The 18,702-nt window shown below is 60.5% G+C and carries 17 protein-coding genes; 11 read left to right on the plus strand and 6 right to left on the minus strand.

Annotated elements, in window-relative coordinates; translation table 11 throughout:
* Window positions 1-23 precede the first annotated feature (23 nt).
* Window positions 24-224, plus strand: coding sequence for a hypothetical protein (locus Q1K31_RS10850; RefSeq protein ID WP_300379279.1), 201 nt, complete (start codon window positions 24-26; stop codon window positions 222-224).
* A gap of 25 nt (window positions 225-249) precedes the next feature.
* Complete coding sequence (locus Q1K31_RS10855; protein WP_300379281.1) at window positions 250-1,530, plus strand: S41 family peptidase; 1,281 nt, start codon at window positions 250-252, stop codon at window positions 1,528-1,530.
* 12 nt (window positions 1,531-1,542) lie between these two features.
* Here Q1K31_RS10855 and Q1K31_RS10860 read toward each other — a convergent pair whose 3' ends face one another.
* From Q1K31_RS10860 to Q1K31_RS10870, 3 genes are read right to left on the minus strand one after another with little or no spacing between them, the layout of a single operon-like run.
* Window positions 1,543-1,983, minus strand: a complete 441-nt coding sequence (locus Q1K31_RS10860) for a hypothetical protein (RefSeq protein ID WP_300379283.1) — start codon at window positions 1,981-1,983, stop codon at window positions 1,543-1,545.
* Window positions 1,984-3,465, minus strand: coding sequence for a mechanosensitive ion channel domain-containing protein (locus Q1K31_RS10865; RefSeq protein WP_300379284.1), 1,482 nt, complete (start codon window positions 3,463-3,465; stop codon window positions 1,984-1,986).
* The gene (locus Q1K31_RS10870) at window positions 3,456-4,475 is read right to left on the minus strand and encodes a zinc transporter ZntB (RefSeq protein WP_300379286.1); all 1,020 of its coding nucleotides are present in this window, start codon (window positions 4,473-4,475) and stop codon (window positions 3,456-3,458) included. Before Q1K31_RS10870 ends, Q1K31_RS10865 begins: the two co-directional genes overlap by 10 nt.
* 146 nt (window positions 4,476-4,621) lie before the next feature.
* Here Q1K31_RS10870 and argF point away from each other — a divergent pair, with 146 nt between their 5' ends.
* The 5 genes from argF (at window position 4,622) to Q1K31_RS10895 (ending at window position 9,656) form a co-directional block, all read left to right on the plus strand.
* A complete protein-coding gene (gene argF / locus Q1K31_RS10875; RefSeq protein ID WP_300379288.1) occupies window positions 4,622-5,548 on the plus strand; it encodes an ornithine carbamoyltransferase in 927 nt (308 codons plus the stop codon).
* A gap of 45 nt (window positions 5,549-5,593) precedes the next feature.
* Window positions 5,594-6,841 carry a Xaa-Pro peptidase family protein gene (locus tag Q1K31_RS10880; protein WP_300379290.1) on the plus strand — a complete coding sequence of 416 codons (1,248 nt, stop codon included), beginning with the start codon at window positions 5,594-5,596 and terminating at the stop codon, window positions 6,839-6,841.
* A gap of 74 nt (window positions 6,842-6,915) precedes the next feature.
* Window positions 6,916-7,611 carry a hypothetical protein gene (locus Q1K31_RS10885; RefSeq protein ID WP_300379292.1) on the plus strand — a complete coding sequence of 232 codons (696 nt, stop codon included), beginning with the start codon at window positions 6,916-6,918 and terminating at the stop codon, window positions 7,609-7,611.
* A 79-nt stretch (window positions 7,612-7,690) separates the two neighbouring features.
* Window positions 7,691-8,434, plus strand: coding sequence for a DUF3307 domain-containing protein (locus tag Q1K31_RS10890; protein ID WP_300379294.1), 744 nt, complete (start codon window positions 7,691-7,693; stop codon window positions 8,432-8,434).
* 121 nt (window positions 8,435-8,555) lie between these two features.
* On the plus strand, window positions 8,556-9,656 hold the full coding sequence (locus tag Q1K31_RS10895) for a Zn-dependent alcohol dehydrogenase (RefSeq protein ID WP_300379296.1): 1,101 nt from the start codon (window positions 8,556-8,558) through the stop codon (window positions 9,654-9,656).
* A gap of 11 nt (window positions 9,657-9,667) precedes the next feature.
* On the opposite strand, the gene Q1K31_RS10900 is transcribed toward Q1K31_RS10895, so the two are convergent.
* Entirely contained in the window at window positions 9,668-10,411 is a 744-nt protein-coding gene (locus tag Q1K31_RS10900) for a hypothetical protein (RefSeq protein WP_300379298.1), read from the minus strand.
* Window positions 10,412-10,711: 300 nt separating this feature from the next.
* Here Q1K31_RS10900 and Q1K31_RS10905 point away from each other — a divergent pair, with 300 nt between their 5' ends.
* The gene (locus Q1K31_RS10905; RefSeq protein WP_300379300.1) at window positions 10,712-11,914 is read left to right on the plus strand and encodes an AI-2E family transporter; all 1,203 of its coding nucleotides are present in this window, start codon (window positions 10,712-10,714) and stop codon (window positions 11,912-11,914) included.
* Window positions 11,915-11,924: 10 nt separating this feature from the next.
* On the opposite strand, the gene Q1K31_RS10910 is transcribed toward Q1K31_RS10905, so the two are convergent.
* Entirely contained in the window at window positions 11,925-13,235 is a 1,311-nt protein-coding gene (locus Q1K31_RS10910) for an MFS transporter (RefSeq protein WP_300379302.1), read from the minus strand.
* Between the two features lie 209 nt (window positions 13,236-13,444).
* On the opposite strand from Q1K31_RS10910, the gene Q1K31_RS10915 reads away from it, so the two are divergent.
* Both Q1K31_RS10915 and Q1K31_RS10920 read left to right on the plus strand, forming a co-directional pair.
* Window positions 13,445-14,047 (plus strand): VTT domain-containing protein, encoded by a 603-nt coding sequence (locus Q1K31_RS10915; protein WP_300379304.1) that lies wholly within the window; start codon window positions 13,445-13,447, stop codon window positions 14,045-14,047.
* An 83-nt stretch (window positions 14,048-14,130) separates the two neighbouring features.
* Window positions 14,131-15,333, plus strand: coding sequence for a serine hydrolase domain-containing protein (locus Q1K31_RS10920; protein WP_300379306.1), 1,203 nt, complete (start codon window positions 14,131-14,133; stop codon window positions 15,331-15,333).
* A 15-nt stretch (window positions 15,334-15,348) separates the two neighbouring features.
* Here the strand turns inward: Q1K31_RS10920 and Q1K31_RS10925 are convergent, their stop codons facing one another.
* The gene (locus tag Q1K31_RS10925) at window positions 15,349-17,328 is read right to left on the minus strand and encodes an EAL domain-containing protein (protein WP_300379308.1); all 1,980 of its coding nucleotides are present in this window, start codon (window positions 17,326-17,328) and stop codon (window positions 15,349-15,351) included.
* 231 nt (window positions 17,329-17,559) lie between these two features.
* On the opposite strand from Q1K31_RS10925, the gene Q1K31_RS10930 reads away from it, so the two are divergent.
* Entirely contained in the window at window positions 17,560-18,480 is a 921-nt protein-coding gene (locus tag Q1K31_RS10930) for an Hsp33 family molecular chaperone HslO (protein WP_300379310.1), read from the plus strand.
* Window positions 18,481-18,702: the final 222 nt, after the last annotated feature.

An 18,702-nucleotide genomic window follows, 5' to 3' on the forward strand; every position in this document is an offset into this window, starting at 1 on the left:
ATCCAGCTTCAGGAGATTTTTGAATGAAAAACGCCAAGACATGGCTCGCCTTAATCCTGCTCGCCCTTGTCATCATCTTCGCGTTGCAGAACCTGGCAACGATTCAGGTCAATTTCCTGGGCTTCGGATTTGAGACACGCCGCGTCTTCCTGATGTTGCTCTGTGTCGTGATCGGGTTCGTTCTCGGCAAGGCGATCAATCTGAAACAGCTCACCCGGCGCTGACGGTTCGGCACACGAGAGACAGCTCATGTTGAGAGGGATGCTGCCGCGCGCCCTGCCTGTACTGGCGAGCGCGATTTTCTGGACTACTGTCATACCGCTGGCGTACCACCACGAGACCATGCCGGACGTGGCCCATGCGCAGGAACGTCCAGAGGATGAAAGCCTTCCGGTCCGGCAGGATATCGACGCACTTTGCGACCTCGTGCGCGAGGAGTATGTCTATTTCGAGCCTCGGCGCGAAGGCTGGGCGGAAGCCTGCCAAATGGCACGGGCAGAGGCTGAGACCGCAGCCGCCGCGAGCCCGGCCGGCCACCTCGCAATCCTGGAGCGGCTGCTCGACCAGCTCTGGGACAATCATGTCTCGCTGAATGCCAACTCTGCTACCTCGCCGAGGCTTGTGCCTTCGGGCAGCGACTACTGGCTCGACTACAGGAGCGGCATAGCCGTGGTGACAGCTGTCCGGGCGGGCTCGCCAGCAGCTGGGGCCGGGCTGGAAGTCGGTGATATCGTGCTGGAGATGAATGGCGTGCCGGTCATTGCCAGCGCCATCGAGCGCATCCGGGCTGGGCGGAACCGGGTCAGCGAGGCGCGGCTCGAATGGGCGCTGAATGCGCAGGCCGCAGGGGTTCGCGGGGACAGCAGGACGATTCAAATTGAACGCAATAACAAGGCCCTGGAGCTTGATCTGCAAGCGTCTGGAGAGAGGGGGACGCGCGATGGTCTCGTGTCATCTCGCCGTCTGCACGGGAATATCGGCTATATCCGGTTCGAGGACTCGCTAGGAAATCCGGAGACAGTCGAGGCCTTCGAGGCCGCGCTGGATGAACTTCGCGGCGTTGAAGCCTGGGTGGTCGACCTGCGCAACACACCCGGCGGCGGCAATACCGATGTGGCAGAACCGGTGCTCGGGCGGTTCATTTCAGGGGTGAAGACTTACCAGCTCTCAGGCCCGCGCTGGGAGGGTGAGAGCAAGCGGCGGGCAGCATCACGCGGGCCTTGGCGTGTGAAGGGCCGCGTCGCGGTGCTGGCTGGGCGCTGGACGGGCAGCATGGGCGAAGGAATGGCTATAGGCTTTGACGGGCTGAACCGGGCGCGCGTCTTTGGTACGCCCATGGCCCGGCTCGCGGGCGGCGTGGAGAGTTTCGAGCTGCCGGGCAGCGGGCTCAGCGTGCGTCTGCCGGCCTATGACCTGCGCCATGTCGACGGTACGCCGCGCCATTACTGGGTGCCGCCTTACAGGGTTGTCGCGGACAATGGCAACGGGCCGGACCTGGCGCTTGAAGCGGCGCTGAACTGGCTGGACTAGGGCGCGGCGCATCTACCACGTTGTGGGATCGGCCTCGAAGAAGTCCGACATGGTCTTCCCGTTCTGGTCGCGAAATGTGGGATAGCGGTATTGTACCGCGTTTGCAGCGTCGATCACGGGAACCGCAACTGTTGCGAAGAACAGGATTGCGATCGCTGTGGCGGGCGACGTCACCCCGAAAGACGCGATCAGAAACATGAAGACCAGCCCGGCCAGCAGGACCAGGCAGCCCAGAAGCACCAGTCGATCCTGGAAACTGGCCCGTAACAGGGGGCTGAGACTGCCGCATATGGAATAAGGCAGAATGACGATGAACCAGAATGCTGTCCCGTATGCGAGACCGAAAAAGGGGTAGGCGAGCAACGCTGGTATGACGTTCAGCCCCACAACCCAGGCGAGTGTCGGCCAGGTCAGGCGAAACAGGCGTGTCTTGCCTGGTGTTGCATCACTCATCTAGGCGTCGCCCGGTTCCTCGCCATCTCTGGCCATGAAGACCTTGAAATCACCCGGATTGCGGAAATTGATATCGCGCTGCGGGAATGGGATTTCGATGTCGTATTTCGTGAGCGCGGTATGCAGTGCCCAATAGTAGTCGGCCTTTACGCGGGAGGGTTTCTTGACCGCTTCCTCTGTCAGCCAGACGACCAGTTCGAAATCGAGCGCTGAGTCGCCGAACCCGGTCAGCCAGACCTGAGGGTCACGGCCTGGGGCATCCCTGAACGTCCATTGCACTTCGTCAGCCGCTTCAAGACCGGCCTTCTTGACCACTTCCTTGTCGGAAGCATAGGCCACGCCGAACTCCACACGCATGCGGCGGCGCGCATCGCGCAGGGTCCAGTTGATGACCTGCGCCTTGATGAACTCCTCATTCGGCACGAGGATATCGACATTGTCATTCGTTGTGACCAGCGTCGAACGGATGTTGATCTCTTTGACGAGCCCCGTCACGCCGGATTGCAGCTCGATGAAGTCGCCGACCTTAATTGAGCGTTCGAACAGGATGATGATGCCGGAAATGAAGTTCGAGAATATCGATTGAAGGCCGAAACCGATACCGACACCGAGAGCGCCGCCAAAGACGGCAAGTGCGGTCAGGTCAACGCCAAGTGACGAGATCGCGAAGAGGATCGCGGCTGTCATGAAGCTGACCTTCAGGACCTGGCCAAGCAGGCCGGCCATTGAAGGGTTCAGTGACTTGCTGGATTTCAGCTGCGACTGGGCCGCATCCCCAGCCACGCGACCGATCCAGAGCGCAACCACCGCAATGAAGACACTGGTGATGATCCGCAGAATGGTGATCTTGACCCCGGCAACCGTGAAGGCTGCGGCATTCAGGGCATCTGTAACCGGCCCGAGCAGGCGGAGGATGTAGAGCGCGGCGACCGTCCAGGCGAGCACCGCGATGGCCGTCTGCCAGAAGCCTTCCTTCATGTTCGCCGTGATGAAGCGCACCACGATCCAGGCATTCAGAAGGCTCGCGGCGATGCGCAGGCCTGTATTGGGCAGGCCGACAGCATTGAACACCGCTGTCGCGATCCACAGCAGCAGGACAATGAAGACAGGCCAGACAATCCGGGCCAGCGACAGGGCAAGCCTTGAGAGGATGTCGTCATTCGGGCGGCTGTCGGCATATCTGCGCAGTTGGCCTGCCGGATAGCGTGAAACAAGCCAGCCAAGGCCGACGGCGGCCAGTACCGCAAGTGCCTGCCAGATAGAGCCAAGCGACAGGAAATTGTCCCGGAAAGTGTTGAAACCGTCGATGGTGGCCTCTCTGGCCTCGGTCCAGTCGATATGGTTCTGGATAAGATCCCCGTTCTCGCTGCCGGTGGTCTCTTCACCGTTGCTGGCCGTGTCTTCGGAGGTGGCCCCAGTTTCATCTGCGGGCTGGCTTGCGCCCTGTTGAGCGAGAGAGACTATCCAATGTGCTAGAGCCATTTGAGCTTCCTGAAGATTAAGTATTGCAGACCCATGATCGCTGCCAGCATACCGACCGTGATCCAGAAGGCATTACCGGATTCGACCCCGGGCATACCGCCGACATTGATGCCGAGCAGGCCGGTGATAAAGCCGAGCGGGAGGAACACCGCAGCCACGATGGAGAGCATGTACATGGTCTGGTTCATGCGGGCTGCGGCGCGGTTGTTGAGATCATCCTGGAGAACGAGCGCGCTCTCCTTGGAGACGTCGAGGTCTTCGAGGTAGCGCTCAAGCCGCTCGCCGGTCTCGCGGATGTCGATGAGGTTCTCCTCTGACAGCCAGGACGGTGGATTGCGCTGGATGAGGAGCAGGGCCTCACGCTGCGGCGACATGTGCCGTTTCAGGGCGAGACAGTTGCGACGGATTTCGGCGATCTCGGTGAGCAGTTCATCGACTTCGCTGTCCTCATCGTCCTCCATCTCGTCGATGCGCTCGTTCATCTCGACGATGGCACGGTTCATCTTGACGACGAGCTGTTCTGTCAGGGCGGTGAACAGGTCACCTGCGCTACACGGTCCGTTCCCGGAAGCGAGCTCGGCGTGAATGTCGCGCGGGGTTTGCAGCCGCCGGCGCCGCAGCGTGATGAGGCGCTGGCCGTCGCACCACATCTGCATGGCGATCATGTCTTCCGGGTCGGCACCGGGATTGAAGTTGATCCCGCGCAGCACCGTGATCAGGCTATCGCCCTCACGGAAGGCCCGCGGGCGGGTCTCGTTGGAGAGCAGAACGTCTGCCGTGGCTTCATTGAGATTCAGGGAATCGTGGAGCCAGTCGTCAAGGTCAGGATAGACACGGTCGAGGTGGAGCCAGAGAACGCTTCCCTTGTCGGGTTGTATCCAGCGCTGGGCTTCGGCCCATGAGACGGCTTTGGCGCCGCCTGTGCCATCCAGGACGCTTCCCAGCAGAAGCGGGCCATCGGCGGGCGCATCCGGCGGGACTGTCGTCGTGTCGGCCTTCTTGTCACTCATACATGTCAAACTAGACACAATTCGGGGGCAGGCAAGTTTGCGTTCGGGCCGTATCGCCCTAGGCACGGGTAAAATTTTCCATTAAGGCGCGGCCTTTGGTTTTTCCGCCTCATGATTTCAGGAGAGAGGCGGCAGGAGGACACGTCATGGCGATCCGGCATTTTCTCGATCTCTGGCAGCTTGAGGCTGGCGATCTGCGCAGCATGCTCGATGAGGCCCATGCCATGAAGGCGGCCCGGCGGGGCTGGCCGAAAGGCAAGGTGGACGAAGGAGCGCCGCTGGACGGGCATATCCTGGCCATGATCTTCGAGAAGTCATCGACGCGTACGCGCACCAGTTTCGATGTCGGCATACGCCAGCTCGGCGGAACCTCCATCGTGCTGAACTCCGCCGACATGCAGCTCGGTCGGGGTGAAAGCATTGGCGATACTGCCCGCGTCCTGTCACGCTATGTCGACATGGTGATGATCCGCGCGAACGATCATGGCGATGTGGAGGACTTCTCCGAGTCGGCTAGCGTGCCTGTCATCAACGGGCTGACCGACCGGTCTCACCCCTGCCAGATCATGGCGGACCTGATGACGCTGGAAGAGCATGGGGTCGACCTCAAGGGCGCGCGTCTGGCCTGGGTCGGTGATGGCAATAATGTCTGCTCCTCCTTCATCCATGCGAGCGCCAAGTTCGGTTTCACGCTGGCTGTCGGCACGCCGGACCGGTTCGCCCCGGACGAAGACGATGTCGAGATCGCCCGCGAGATGCAGGGCCGGGTCGAGCTTTATGCTACCGCCGAAGATGCCGTGGCCGGGGCCGATGTCGTGATCGCGGACACATTTGTCTCGATGGGCGACCTCGATGCCGATGAGCGCCTTGAGGCGCTGGAGCCTTACGCTGTGACCGAGGAGCTGATGGATCTCGCCCAGCCGGGCGCGAAGTTCCTCCACTGCCTGCCTGCGCACAGGGGTGAGGAGGTCGACAGCGAAGTGATCGACGGGCCGAATTCGCTGGTTTTCGACGAAGCCGAGAACCGCCTGCACGCACAGAAGGCGATCATGCGCTGGTGTCTGGACAAGTAGGGTGAGCGCGGCAGACTGTCTCCCGGATCAAGATGGAGGCGGAAGATGCTGACGAAACGCGAATTTCTTCTGACGAGCGGCGCGGCTGGGTTGGTGCTCGGCACGGGGCAGGCGACGGCGCAAACAGCCCCGGACGAGCTTCGCGACATTGCCGCCAATGCAGTGCCGATCTCACCTGAAGAACACCAGCAGCGTCTCGAAAAGGCGCAGGCGTTGATGCAGGAACAGGGCATCTCCGCGCTGGTGATCGAGGCCGGTTCGGCGCTTGTCTATTTCACAGGCATCCGCTGGTGGCGCTCTGAGCGGTTCACGGGTGTCGTGATCCCGGCCGAAGGCACGCCGGTGGTCGTCACGCCTTACTTCGAGGAGCCGTCGGTGCGCGAGAGCGTGAAGGTCGATGTCGATGTACACACCTGGCACGAGAATGAGAACCCGTTCGTGCTGGTGGCCGGGGCATTGAAAGACCGGGGCCATGACGCGGGTAAAATCGCCATAGAAGAAACAGTTCGCCACTTTATCGCGAATGGTATCGCGAAAGCCGCACCAGCCTTCGAAACGGTTTCCGGCATGAGCGTCACGCGCGGGGTTCGCATGTACAAGTCGCCCGCCGAGCTCGCCCTGATGCAGACGGCGAACGACATCACGCTGGCGGCTTACAAACATATTTACCCGCGTGTCGAACTGGGCATGAGCCAGGGCGACATTTCCGCGATGATGAGCAAGGCGACCGAAGCGCTTGGCGGGGCGGTGGAGTTTTCCATGGTGCTGCTGAACGAGGCGAGCGCCTATCCGCATGGCACAAACAGCAGGCAGACCGTGCGCGAGGGCTCGGTCATCCTGATGGATTGCGGCTGCGGGGTGCATGACTACGAGAGCGATATCTCGCGCACATGGGTGTTCGGCGAACCGACGGCGAAGCAGCGCGATGTCTGGAACACGGTAAAGGCCGGGCAGGAACTGGCGCTGGAGACTGCGCAGGTCGGTGTGCGGGCAGGGCTGGTCGATGAGACGGTGCGGGCCTTCTATGAAAGCAAGGGCTATGGACCGGGCTATCGTACCCCGGGGCTATCGCACCGGCTGGGCCACGGCATCGGGCTCGACGGGCATGAGCCGGTCAATTTTGTCGAGGGCGAGGACACCCCGCTTGCGCCGGGCATGTGTTTCTCCAACGAGCCGGGACTCTACACCTTCGGCGAATTCGGCGTGCGGCTGGAAGACTGCCTCTACATGACGGAAGACGGGCCGAAACTTTTCAGCGCGTTTTCGCCCTCCATCGACAAGCCGTTCGGTTAGTACTCAGTATTAGACAATCGTAAATGATTGTCTTATATAAGACAGTCAATAATAACTGTCTATTGGGTGCCGTAGTGGCCAATCCGCCAGAAAACCAGCGCATTCATGCCGTCCTGACGGGGGATATCATCGCCTCGTCGGAGATGCCGGCGGAGACGCTTGCGCAGGTGCGGGCGGTTTTGCAGGGGGCAGCAGAAGGGTTCTGCAACAGCTGGTCTGAACCTGTCGAAGCGCGGCTCGATATCTATCGCGGGGATGCCTGGCAGCTTCTCTTGACCGAACACAATCTCGCCTTGCGCCTGGCGCTCTATCTGCGCGCGCAGCTACGCGCCCGGCTTGAGGCCGATACGCGTATCTCCATAGCGATTGGAACATGCGAGCGTGTAGATTCCGAAAAAGTGTCGCTTTCGACGGGTGAGGCATTCACGCTTTCGGGCCGGGCGCTGGATGCGATGACCGGGTATTTCGACATGACCGCCGCACTGCCGGTACGGGCAGGTGAGACGGGCCTATGGGCAAAGGCGTCTGTTTCCCTGGTCAGTGAGCTTGTGCGCAGCTGGACACGCCGTCAGTCCGAGATTGCCGGGCTGGCTCTGCTCCACCCGGAAGAGACGCATGAGGAAATTTCCCGCCGGCTTGTTCCGCCAGTTACAAAACAGTCTGTGACCGCATCGCTGAGCGGGGCAGGGTGGCGGGCGCTTCAGGAGCCGCTTACGGCATTCGAGACGACGCAATGGAAGTCGCTTCTGGCCGCGCAAGCGACGGTGTGAGACAAGAGACAAAAAACGGCTTGTCTGGTGCCAGACAAGTGAATTGAGCTGTCAAATAGGTGTGAAAGGTCCGGTCTGAATGGCTGCAACACTTACCGCCCTGCTGTGCGCGCATTTCGTTGCCGATTTCCTGCTTCAGCCGGCCGGGCTGATCCGGAACAAGCGAAAACCTCTGGTCCTGCTCGGCCATGCGATCATCGTACTCGCGACAGCCGTGCTGTTTCTGGGCGGGTTTCCACTCCTCCCCCTGGCTCTCCTGCTGGGCACGCACATCGTCATGGATGCGGTAAAAGTCTATCTTCTGCCAGACCGTTTCTGGGCATTCCTCGCAGACCAGGGCGTACACCTTATGGTTATCCTTGGCCTCGCCATGGCCTTTCCGAACATCATGGCAGCCGGCTGGTGGGCTGACATCCTGCCTCCCGGCTGGGGCGAGGCCTACATGGCTGTGCTCGTTCTTTTGACCGGCCTTGTCGCAAGCCTGGGAGCAGGCGCGGTGCTGATCCGAAAGGCGACGGCCGGGCTGATGGACGAGATCCGCGCCCCGATCGAGGGCCTGTCGAATGGCGGGCTCTATATCGGCTGTCTCGAACGCGGGCTTGTCCTGCTGTTGATCCTGATGGGCCAGCCTTCCGGTGTCGGTTTTCTGGTGGCCGCAAAGTCCATCCTGCGCTTCGGCGACGTCACCAACCCGGCCGAGCGCAAGACGGCGGAATACATTATCATCGGCACCTTCATGAGCTTTGGCTGGGGCTTGCTGGTGGCGGTGCTGACAGCGGCCGGTGTACGTTTCTGGATGCCGGGGCTGGTGCCGGTGATCTGATCTCGGCGAAAGCGCGTTGACGCGGCGTCTGCAATGACAGGCCCGCAGCTGCATGATATTTCCAGAGTCAAACCCAAGAGAGGCCGGCACAAAAGCTGGCCCGACAGACCGGAGGAAACCCATGAAAGCTGCCGTGATGCGGGAGGCGAACAAGCCTCTGTCGATTGAAGATGTCTCGATTTCCAAGCCCGGCCCGCGCGAGGTGCTCGTGCGGCTGAAGGCGGTCGGGGTCTGCCACTCCGACGTGCATTTCTGGGACGGAGCGTTCCCGGCCGAGATGCCGGTCATCCTCGGCCATGAGAGCGCAGGCGTCGTCGAGCAGGTCGGCTCGATGGTTTCGGCGGTGAAGCCGGGCGATCATGTCGTTTCGATCCTGTCGCCCTTCTGCGGCACATGCGAGTTCTGCATGTCGGGGCACATGTCGGTCTGCCACACGGTGAACCGGCCTTTCTTCAACAGGGCCGAGAGTGAAGCGCCGCGGCTCAGTGCAGGCGGGGAACCGGTGCATCAGTTCCTGAACCTGTCCTCCTTTGCCGAACAGATTCTCGTGCATGAAAACACGCTTTGCGCCATCGACCCGGAAATGCCGATGGACCGGGCCGCACTGATCGGCTGCGGCGTGATCACGGGGGTTGGCTCGGTCTTCCATGCGGCACAGGTCGAGCCGGGTTCGACAGTGGCCGTGATCGGCTGCGGCGGGGTTGGCCTGTCGACGATCAATGGGGCCGCAATTGCAGGGGCAGCGCGTGTCATCGCGGTGGACCTTTCGGACGAAAAGCTGGCCATGGCGAAGAAGTTCGGCGCGACCGATTTTGTCAATCCGGCCAAGGGCGACCCGGTTGAGCAGGTGAAAGAGCTGACAGGCGGCGGCGTGCACTATTCGTTCGAATGCATCGGCCTGAAGCAGACCGCCGAACAGTCCTATCTGATGCTGCGTCCGCGCGGGGTCTCGACGATTATCGGCATGATCCCGCCCGGCGTGAACATCGAGATACCGGGTATTGAATTACTCGTGACGGAGAAGCGTTTGCAGGGGGCCGTTATGGGGTCGAACCGGTTCCGGATCGACTTTCCGCGCCTGATCGAACTCTACAAGCAGGGGCGGCTGCATCTCGACGACCTGGTATCCGACCGCATCGGCCTTGAGGGCATCACGGGGGCGCTCCAGAACCTGAAGGACAACAAGGGCTCGGTCGCCCGCCAGGTCGTGACGTTCGACTAGGCCGAAAGAAATCAGAAGTCGCGTGACAGCCAGATCCGGACATCATTGTCCGGGGCGGCGTCCGACACGCCGAACAGGTTGCCCACTGTCCAGCCCCACCCGTTACCGAGTGGGCCGCTGAGGGTCGGGCCGATCTGCTGGCGTTGCCCGTCTGTGCCAAAGTCGTCCAGCGTGCCGAGCTTGTTGAAGAAGAGCAGGGCGGCCTTGTAGCCTCCACCGAGATTGTAGTTCAGGCTGGCGCGTGCCTCGATGCCGATGCCGTCATCTGCCCGGTCGCCGAATTCCTTAGAGGTGGCGACCATGGCGCGTGCATGCCAGCGAGGGCCTAGCGTCCAGCGGTTTATCCAGTCGAAGCCAATCTGTTCTGGCGTTGATCCATTCGAAATTCGGCCATCCACACGCAGGGCACTCTGCCAGACGCGGGCATCTTCCGGAGTGACTTCCCAGATGAATTCCCCGCCGACATAGTTCAGGCGCGCATCGCGGCCAGCCTTGTCATCGACGACGGCGATCACTTTGACGCCCTGCCGTTCGTTCAGGGAAAAGGCATAGTCGAAGCGGTGCGCAAAGCTGTCGCCACGTCCGTTTTCGCCGGGCGTCCAGCCAAAGCGATATTCGAAGCCGCGTTCCCCGGCGTCGACACCGGGCGAAGAGACGGAGGAGGTGTTCTGCGCGCTCGCTGGAAGCGCGGTGTAGAGGGCGGCTGCGAACGTAAATGCAGCAAACCCTGTAAACCTGTTTCTGGTGATCGCCATGCCCCACCTGTCAGCCTGAATTTTGGGCAATTCTGCACAGTTTTTGAGTGCCCTCTGGGACATTCCCTACTGTTTATGGACGCGAATGAAAGGGGTTTACGACAGAAATGTGTCGGTTTCATCTTCGGGTATAATTCAACAGTTCGCAGGCCCACACAGGTTTATGACCGATGCAGGACCGGCTTCTCCGGAGGCTTTCTAACAGTCTGGACAGGAACCATGCCTGCATCTGGCCCGTTCAGATGAGCGATGGCCGGGAATCATCCTGATTCCTGCCGGGTTTTGCCGGGGGCGCAGGTCTTGAAACACGGACTATTATCCGTACAGCCGGAATCCTATTCACACTGGGCAATCATCGGTCTGTTCGTGATGATGTCGGTGGCGGCCCTGTCATTCGCGCAGGCGTTTTTCATTCCCGTCATCTTCGCCCTGCTCCTGGCGCTGACCCTGAGCCCGATCCGTCGCGGCATGGGGCGTCTCGGGATCGGTCCCGGCGTTTCCGCCGCCATCATCATGATCATTTTCTGCGCGATCAGCGCAGTCCTGCTCTTCCTGATTTCGAGTTCGCTGGCGACCATTGTCAGCGATGAGCCACAGCTGATGAACAAGGTACAGGAGCGGGTGAAGGAAATGACCGGCATGCTCGAACCGGTCCGCCAGGCTGGTGAGCAGCTGGAGCAGATGCAGCAGAACCGGCCCAATTCGCCCGAACAGGTTGTCGTACGCCAGGAAGGCATATTCAGCCTGTGGGCCCAGACGACGCCATATATCGCCGGACAGGTTGGCCTGTCGATCGTGCTGGCGACCTTCCTGATTGCCTCGGGCGACATGTTCTATGAAAAACTCGTGCAGGTGATGCCGAACCTGACGGCCAAGCAGAAAGCGCTGACTATTGCCCGGGAAATGGAACGTCAGCTCTCGACCTATTTCCTGACGATCACGGCGATCAACAGTGCGCTTGGTATCTGTGTCGGTACGGCGATGTGGCTGATTGGCATGCCCAATCCGGTCTTCTTCGGCGTTGCCGCCTTTGCCCTCAACTATATTCCATATGTCGGCTCCGTTATCGGGATCATCGTCACGTTCGTGATGGCTGTGGGCACATATGATAACCTGTTGATGTCGGTCGTGCCGCCCCTGGCATACTGGCTCATCAACACAGCCGAAGGCCAGTTCATAACCCCTGTCGCGGTTGGCAGGCGCTTGCGGCTGAACGCCGTGGCAGTCTTCCTGTCACTCGCCTTCTGGGCCTGGCTCTGGTCGTTTGCCGGCATGTTCCTGTCCACGCCCATGTTGATCGGCCTGAAAGCATTCTCTGCGCGCAAGCCGGAACTCTCCTGGCTGGATACATTCCTCGAGGGACGCAAGGCGGCAGGCGACCGTGACGATGATGTCATCAATGACGTCATGGGTGCCGGCAATGATGCCGGACAGCCCGGGGAGCCCAAAACGGCCGAGGAGGTTGCAGAACATCTGCCTGAAAAGCAGGCGCACGAATCCTGAAACGCTCGTATTAGGGGCCGTCGGCCTGAACCTCTTTCAGGCCGGCACCGACGACCGCGGCGGCTGCGCTCATTAGAGCGAGTATGCCGATAACGATGTCCAGCCCGGCAACTTCCGCAATGAGACTGAATATCCCGCCAAGGGCGACCAGAAGGCCGATAATGGTGTTTGAAAGCGCGGTATAGGCGATGCGCGTCTCTTCGGTGGCCATGTCCACCAGGTGCGTCGCACGGCCAAGGCGCACGCCCTGATAGGCAATCATCAGGGTGAAGATGACGAACGGAAGCGCCCAGACGGTTTGCAGCAAACCGGTTGCATTGAGGCCAAGCGTTGCAACCAGGGAAATCGTTGCGGCGAGCGCTGAAAAGATCAGGACCTTGCGGCTGGACTGGTCTGCCAGCCGGCCCCACACATAGGAGCTGAGCAGGGCGGCTCCGGAAGAGGCGATGACCAGCAGGCCGAGCCCGCCGAAGGCATTCTCAGCGGCCTGCGAAGCTGAAAGGGCGACCATGAAAGGCGGTGCCAGCGCGGTCGAGATCAGAAGGCCCCTTGTCGCGATGAACCTGCGCAGCTGGACGTCCTTGCCCAGCAAGGCGATGTTCTCCCAGGCCGCCTTGAGCGGGTTGCGTCCGCCCTCTGTCGAGCCGGGAACTTCTTCCAGGGTGGAGAACAGAAACGCCGCCATCATCCATAGCCTGCCTGCGACAAGCAGCGCTGAAACGACAAGGCTCAAACGGTCGAAATAGCCTGACGCAAGGGCGCCACCGAACAGGATGACGAATATGGCGGAGGCCGATGCAGCAGTGCCCGTCGCTGTGCCCCGGCGCACTTTCGAGACGGTCTTGCCGAGGACATCCTTGTAGGTGACAGATGATACACTGCGGGCAACCGCAAGCAGGCCGAGCAGCACGATGATGGCCGCACCCGCAGCCACGCCCTGCAGGGTCAGGGCGCAAACAGCGATACCGATCGCCGCGATTCCCTGCACCGCGCTGCCTGCGCTCCAGGCCCATTTGCGCTGAGGCAGGCGCCGCAGGCTGGCGGCGGTGAACAGCTGCGGCAAAAGCGCGCCGGATTCACGAACAGGGACAAGCAGACCGATAAACACCGCTGGTGCGCCAAGTTGTGTCAGCAGCCATGAGAGAACCAGTTTCGGGTCGATCAGGCCGTCTGCTGTCTTGGTCGCCCCGAGCGAAACGATATGGGTCAGGAAGTTCTGCGGCTGGTGATTACAGGCGCTTTCGGGGATGTCCCGGCATACCCTGCCGTCATCCTCCGAGGTGATCATCCGGTAGACCTTGTCGAGTGTCGTCTGTGACACGCCTGGCTCTCCTGTCAGTAATCCGCGTAGCGGAGGTAGCGCGTCGAGCCGACAAGGCAACCGGTTCCTTCGTGTTGCCGCGCCATTGCGTGCATGGCATTCAGGCCCAATCTGAAGATCGTTGCGGATGATGATGCGGACACGTCCTGCCAGCACATGAGACAGTCTGACGGGGGAACCGTTCACTTGCATACCGGTTTGATAATCTGATGTCCGAGGCCGCTGCCCCAAAGAGAAAACGCTCCATTCGCCAGAGGGTCTCTGAGTGGGGGAAGGGGCCGTGGTCGCTTCCCGTCTCGGTTCTGATCGGGTTTATCGAAAACACGATTGTCGTTGTGCCGGCGGAGCCGATCTACATGCCACTGATGGCATTGCGCCGGAAGACGGCTTGGCTGGTGGCTGCCGCGCTCCTGCTTGGTAATGTGCTTGGCGGGCTCGTCATGTACTGGCTGGGTGCGGTCTTTGCCGACGATGCGATCCAGCCGCTGGTGACCATGCTGGATGCCAATGTGGCCTATGAAGACACGATGGCGAAACTGAAGACCGATGGCTTCGCGACGCTCTTCATGGTCGGTGTGACGCCATTCCCGTTCCAGGTGGGGACTGCGGCGGCCGGAGCGGCGGGATATTCGATTCCCCTGTTCATCATTGCCGTGACGCTTTCACGCTCAATCCGTTATTTCGCCGAAGCCGGGCTGGTCATGCTAGTTGGTGACAAGGCCGAGGCGATCATGAAGCGCCATGAACTGGAGCTGACGATTGTCGGGGCCATCCTGTTTGTCGCCTTCATCATCTACTTCCTGTTTTTCTGACACTTGCCCCTGCGGCGCAGCTTGCAAGATATGCCCGCCTGACCGCAGTGTGAGCGCTGAGAGAGAACAAGGGAGACAGGCTCATGGCTGACACGGTGAAGGGGGCATGCGACCCGAAATTCGCGGAACTGAAGGACGAGTTCGCGCGGAATTTCGAGGAACGCGGCGAGGCAGGGGCTTCGGTCTGTGTCAGCGTGAATGGCGAGACAGTGGTCGATCTGTGGGGCGGGGTTGCTGATACGACAAGCGCCGAGCCCTGGCAGGAAGACACGGTTTCAATCGTCTTCTCCTGTACCAAGGCCGCCGTGGCGCTGTGTGCGCACATCCTGATTGACCGGGGGGAGCTGGAACTCCAGGCGCCAGTCTCAAAGTACTGGCCGGAATACGCACAGAAGGGCAAGGAGAACACAACGGTCCAGATGATGCTGAACCATGAGAGTGCCTTGCCGGCCCTGCGGGCACCTGTGAAGGAAGGCGGCTTTCTGGACTGGGACTATATGATCAAGCGGCTTGAAGAAGAGGAACCCTTCTGGGAGCCGGGCACACGCAATGGCTATCACATGGTCAATTTCGGCTGGACGGTTGGTGAGCTCGTCCGCCGGGCCTCGGGCAAGTCGCTGGGGCAGTTCTTCGCAGAAGAGGTTGCCGGGCCAACGGGGGCCAACTTCCATATCGGTCTGCCGGAGGACGCAAAAGCCCACATCGCGCCGATCATCCCTTATGAACCGAAGCCGGATGACCCGCTTTCGGATTTCACCAAGTCGCTTCTCGCCGATCCGAATTCGGTACAGGCGCTGTCATTCGTGAACAATGGTGGCTGGAAGGCTAACCAGCGGGAAGCGCACAGGGCGCAGATTGGCGGTGCAGGCGGGATTTCCAATGCGCGTGGGCAGGTGGCCATGTATACGCCGCTCGCCTGCAATGACGGGCAGCTGGTCTCGAAGGACCGCCTGCACGCCATGTCGATGGTTTCTACCGCGACACAGCGTGACGCCACACTGCTTATCCCGACCCGGTTTGCCTCCGGCTTCATGAAATCTATGGACAACCGGGCGCTGGCCGGGGGGCAGGACCAGTCGGCCATCATGGGTGAGCATGCATTCGGCCATGTCGGTGCGGGCGGACACATCGGTTTCGCCGATCCGGACTGTGGGATGGCGTTCAGCTATACCATGTCGAAGATGGGGCCGGGCCTGTTGATGAATGACCGCGGCCAGCCCCTGATCGATGCAGCCTACAGGGCGCTCGGCTATCGCACGAATGCGCCGGGTGCGTGGATCAGGTGATGTAAGGCGCCGGGATTATCCAGCCGCCTGGCTGCCCGGCGGGGACAGACGTGTCTCTGCCTCGATCTGGAGGACCATGTGCGTGTCGCCGGCCGACAGCGGCTTGGAATAATAATAGCCCTGTATGAGCTGGCCGCCGAGGTCGCAGACAAGGTCGAACTGTTCCTGTGTCTCGACGCCTTCGACGATACAACCGATCTCTAGATTTTCGCACAGGCTGAGTATGGAACGCAGGACGTTAGCGCTGCGCGAATTCAGTGTGAGGTCGCGGATGAAACTGCGGTCGACTTTCAGGATGTCGATTGGCAGGCGGTGGACATAGGCGAGACTGGAGAAGCCTGTTCCGAAATCGTCAATCGCGACATGCGCACCGGAGCTGCGAATATGGTTGAGCACTTCCATAGAGCTGTCGAAATCATTCATCACCGCTGATTCCGTGATCTCGAAAATCAGTCGGTTCATCGGGAGACCGGCCTGGTCGGCAATGGAGAGCAGTCGCATGATCGGGCCTGTCGAGGTCAGGCTTGTGGCAGACAGGTTGAAGCTGAGCGTAAGTTCACCGGGCCAGTGCCGGGCTTCGGCGACGGCCTTGCGGAACAGGACTTCGGTCAGGCGCCCGATCATGCCGATGTTTTCCGCAGCCTTTATGAACAGGTCCGGGCGAATTCGGCCAAGCGTCGGACTGTACCAGCGGGCAAGGGCTTCAAGCCCTTTTGTGTGACCTCGCTCAAGATCCAGGACAGGCTGGAATTCGACCGACATCTCCTTTTCCAGGTCCGCATGGCGGAGCGCCTGCTCCAGGGCGCTGTTGGCAAAGATCAGGCGTTCATGCTCATGCGAGAAGAAGACCGGCTCTGACTTGGAATTCTGTTTGGCAAAATAGAGCGCGTAGTCAGCACGGTCGAAGAGCAGGCTGCGCGTGTTGGCCGCTGCCGGGAAGCGGGCCATGCCCGCCGTCGCGCTGAGATTGGCAGAGCCTTCCTCGAAACGGTAGGTCTCCCGCAGCTTCTGACAGGCTGCATTGGCCATGGCCATGACGTCCTCATCGGCGCCGGGGGTGCGTATCAGCAGGCCGAATTCGTCGCCGCCGAGGCGGGCTACTGTGACTTGCTGAGCGTCGAACAGGCCGGTCAGGCGGTCTGCCGTCTGTATGAGAACCTGATCACCGGCCGGATGGCCGAACACGTCATTGACCGGTTTGAAGCCATCCAGGTCGAGCAGGGCGACCACGAATTCGCTGCTGTCGCGCTCATGCTGAAGGACGCATCTGTCTATCTCGGCAAGGAACTGCCGCCGGTTGGCGAGGCCGGTCAGGCTGTCAGTATTGGCGAGACGCTTGTTTTCGTCATTCAGGGATTTTAGCCGTATGTGCTGTTTTTTCTGCCTTTTTTCCTGCACGACCATATGGGCGAAATCGCGCTCGCTTCGCAGTATGAGAGTCGCGAAGACCAGTGTGATGACTGCCATGTTCAGGGCAATCGCCATCAGGACGAACTGACGGGAGGATACAAGGAAGATGCAGGTTACTGCGGCAACGACGAAGAGAAGCATCATGGCCGACTGACGCAGGTGCATCAGGCAGAAGGCGCATACAAAAGTGGTTACACCAATGAAGAAAACGACCTGCGCATGCTGTTCCGCATTGCCATACTGGTAAAAGGCCAGGCCCCAGCCGGAGAGGACAAGCGCCAGGACTGGCGTCTGCAGGACGGTCTTCCGAAGACTGTGAGTGATGTAGTCGTCGCTTAGAGGTTTATTGCGATTTCGAAGGTGAATGCTTGTGCGGACAATGCTGAAAAAGAGCACAATGGCCGGGATCACCATCGTCAGCACGACAGGCGCGGTCGACAGGTGTGTGCCGGCGACCATGAACATGTTGATCAGTATGATCCCGTACATCAGTGGAATCTGCCGGTTCAGGGCGCGGTAACGGGCCCGGTTGAGCTCGCTGTCGTCTTCTCTGACCGCCAGGAATGATTTCAGGCTGTGCAGCAAATCCCGATCCTTCGCTTGAGTACAGGTTTGCATGTATCGAAGTCATTTTAAATCGGCCTTACGGCGATAGAGCAGATTTGATGGATCGCCATTAAGCCCCGGGTAAGTTACAGTTTCAGCCTGCCGGATACCTTCCGGGCTGCTGCTCATGGCCCGACTTGCAGGCGCCCGGCTTGCCCTTGGCTGGTCAGACCGCCACATGAGCGATCAGTTTATCCAGGGGAGATATCCGTGAGCGCCCTTTCATCCCAACCTGAAGACTTCGTTGCCAGCTTCTCGTCCGACACGCTTCCCGTGAGTGGACGCATTGTGAAGATGGGGCGGCAATCCCTTTCGCCGATCCTCCAGCGCCATGCTTATCCTGATCATCTGGGGGAAATCCTTGGTGAGGCGATGATGCTGGCGACGCTGGTCGGGTCCGGCCTGAAATTCGATGGCCGCGTCATGACGCAGGCTGAAGGCGACGGGCCGATTTCGATGCTTGTCGGAGAGTATCGCAAGGATGGCGGTGTGCGCGCCTATGCGCGTTTTGAGCAGGAGCGATGGGCCTATCTGGAAAAGGTCAACAAGGGCGAGAAGCCCCATATGCCCCAGCTGTTCGGCCCGATGGGAGCGCTCGGTCTGATCATGGTGCACAACAGTGAAACGGCCCAGCCCTATCAGGGGATTGTTCCGCTCGCGAAAGGCTCACTGGCTGAATGCGCCGAGGACTATTTCCAGAAATCCGAACAGATCGATACTTGCCTGGCCATGTCGGTTGCCCGCGATGCGGCCGGAGAGTGGCATGGTGGTGGGCTGATGATCCAGCGTATCGCTGGGGATGAAGCCCGCGGCGACACAATGGATGGCTGGCGGGAGGCCCAGGCCCTCTTTGGCACGCTGACGCCTGAAGAGCTGCGCTCGGAGGAATTGTCGGCGGCTGACCTGCTGTTCCGCCTGTTCCATGAGGGTGGCGTGCGCATGGAAGCGCCGCAACTCCTGAACGATCATTGCACGTGCAATGAAGATCGCCTGAAGGGAACCCTTGCCGGTATGTCGGATGAATCCCTGCGCGAGATGGTCGAGCCAGATGGGATGCTGAAGGTCGACTGCCAGTTCTGCGCGCGCCATTACGATATCCCGATCGATGCCGTAACGGACACCACGAATTAGGCCGCTGCTGGCGATCTTCTCTGGCTTTGGAGAGACTGGCAATGTCAGGCGCGGCCGGCTTTCTGCCGGCCGCAAATTTACCTGTGCACCTGTCCGTTCATGGACTTGCAGCCCTGTAATGCCTGATATGGCTGAGGGGTTCCCGTATGGCCACAGCCTGCAAGGCCAGGCAGACCGTGCGGGCAGACCCGGCGTCATGTCTCGTCAGGCCAGCGCGGCATT

The organism is Henriciella sp., from assembly GCF_029936995.1.
GTDB lineage: Bacteria > Pseudomonadota > Alphaproteobacteria > Caulobacterales > Hyphomonadaceae > Henriciella.

What these genes read in the sequence shown, in the direction of transcription:
- Q1K31_RS10850 (WP_300379279.1), top strand. Translation starts at nt 24, where the DNA reads ATGAAAAACGCCAAGACATGGCTCGCCTTAATCCTGCTCGCCCTTGTC.
- Q1K31_RS10900 (WP_300379298.1), bottom strand. Translation starts at nt 10,411, where the DNA reads ATGGCGATCACCAGAAACAGGTTTACAGGGTTTGCTGCATTTACGTTC.
- Q1K31_RS10915 (WP_300379304.1), top strand. Translation starts at nt 13,445, where the DNA reads ATGTCCGAGGCCGCTGCCCCAAAGAGAAAACGCTCCATTCGCCAGAGG.
- Q1K31_RS10860 (WP_300379283.1), bottom strand. Translation starts at nt 1,983, where the DNA reads ATGAGTGATGCAACACCAGGCAAGACACGCCTGTTTCGCCTGACCTGG.
- Q1K31_RS10855 (WP_300379281.1), top strand. Translation starts at nt 250, where the DNA reads ATGTTGAGAGGGATGCTGCCGCGCGCCCTGCCTGTACTGGCGAGCGCG.
- Q1K31_RS10870 (WP_300379286.1), bottom strand. Translation starts at nt 4,475, where the DNA reads ATGAGTGACAAGAAGGCCGACACGACGACAGTCCCGCCGGATGCGCCC.
- Q1K31_RS10895 (WP_300379296.1), top strand. Translation starts at nt 8,556, where the DNA reads ATGAAAGCTGCCGTGATGCGGGAGGCGAACAAGCCTCTGTCGATTGAA.
- argF (WP_300379288.1), top strand. Translation starts at nt 4,622, where the DNA reads ATGGCGATCCGGCATTTTCTCGATCTCTGGCAGCTTGAGGCTGGCGAT.
- Q1K31_RS10880 (WP_300379290.1), top strand. Translation starts at nt 5,594, where the DNA reads ATGCTGACGAAACGCGAATTTCTTCTGACGAGCGGCGCGGCTGGGTTG.
- Q1K31_RS10865 (WP_300379284.1), bottom strand. Translation starts at nt 3,465, where the DNA reads ATGGCTCTAGCACATTGGATAGTCTCTCTCGCTCAACAGGGCGCAAGC.
- Q1K31_RS10890 (WP_300379294.1), top strand. Translation starts at nt 7,691, where the DNA reads ATGGCTGCAACACTTACCGCCCTGCTGTGCGCGCATTTCGTTGCCGAT.
- Q1K31_RS10920 (WP_300379306.1), top strand. Translation starts at nt 14,131, where the DNA reads ATGGCTGACACGGTGAAGGGGGCATGCGACCCGAAATTCGCGGAACTG.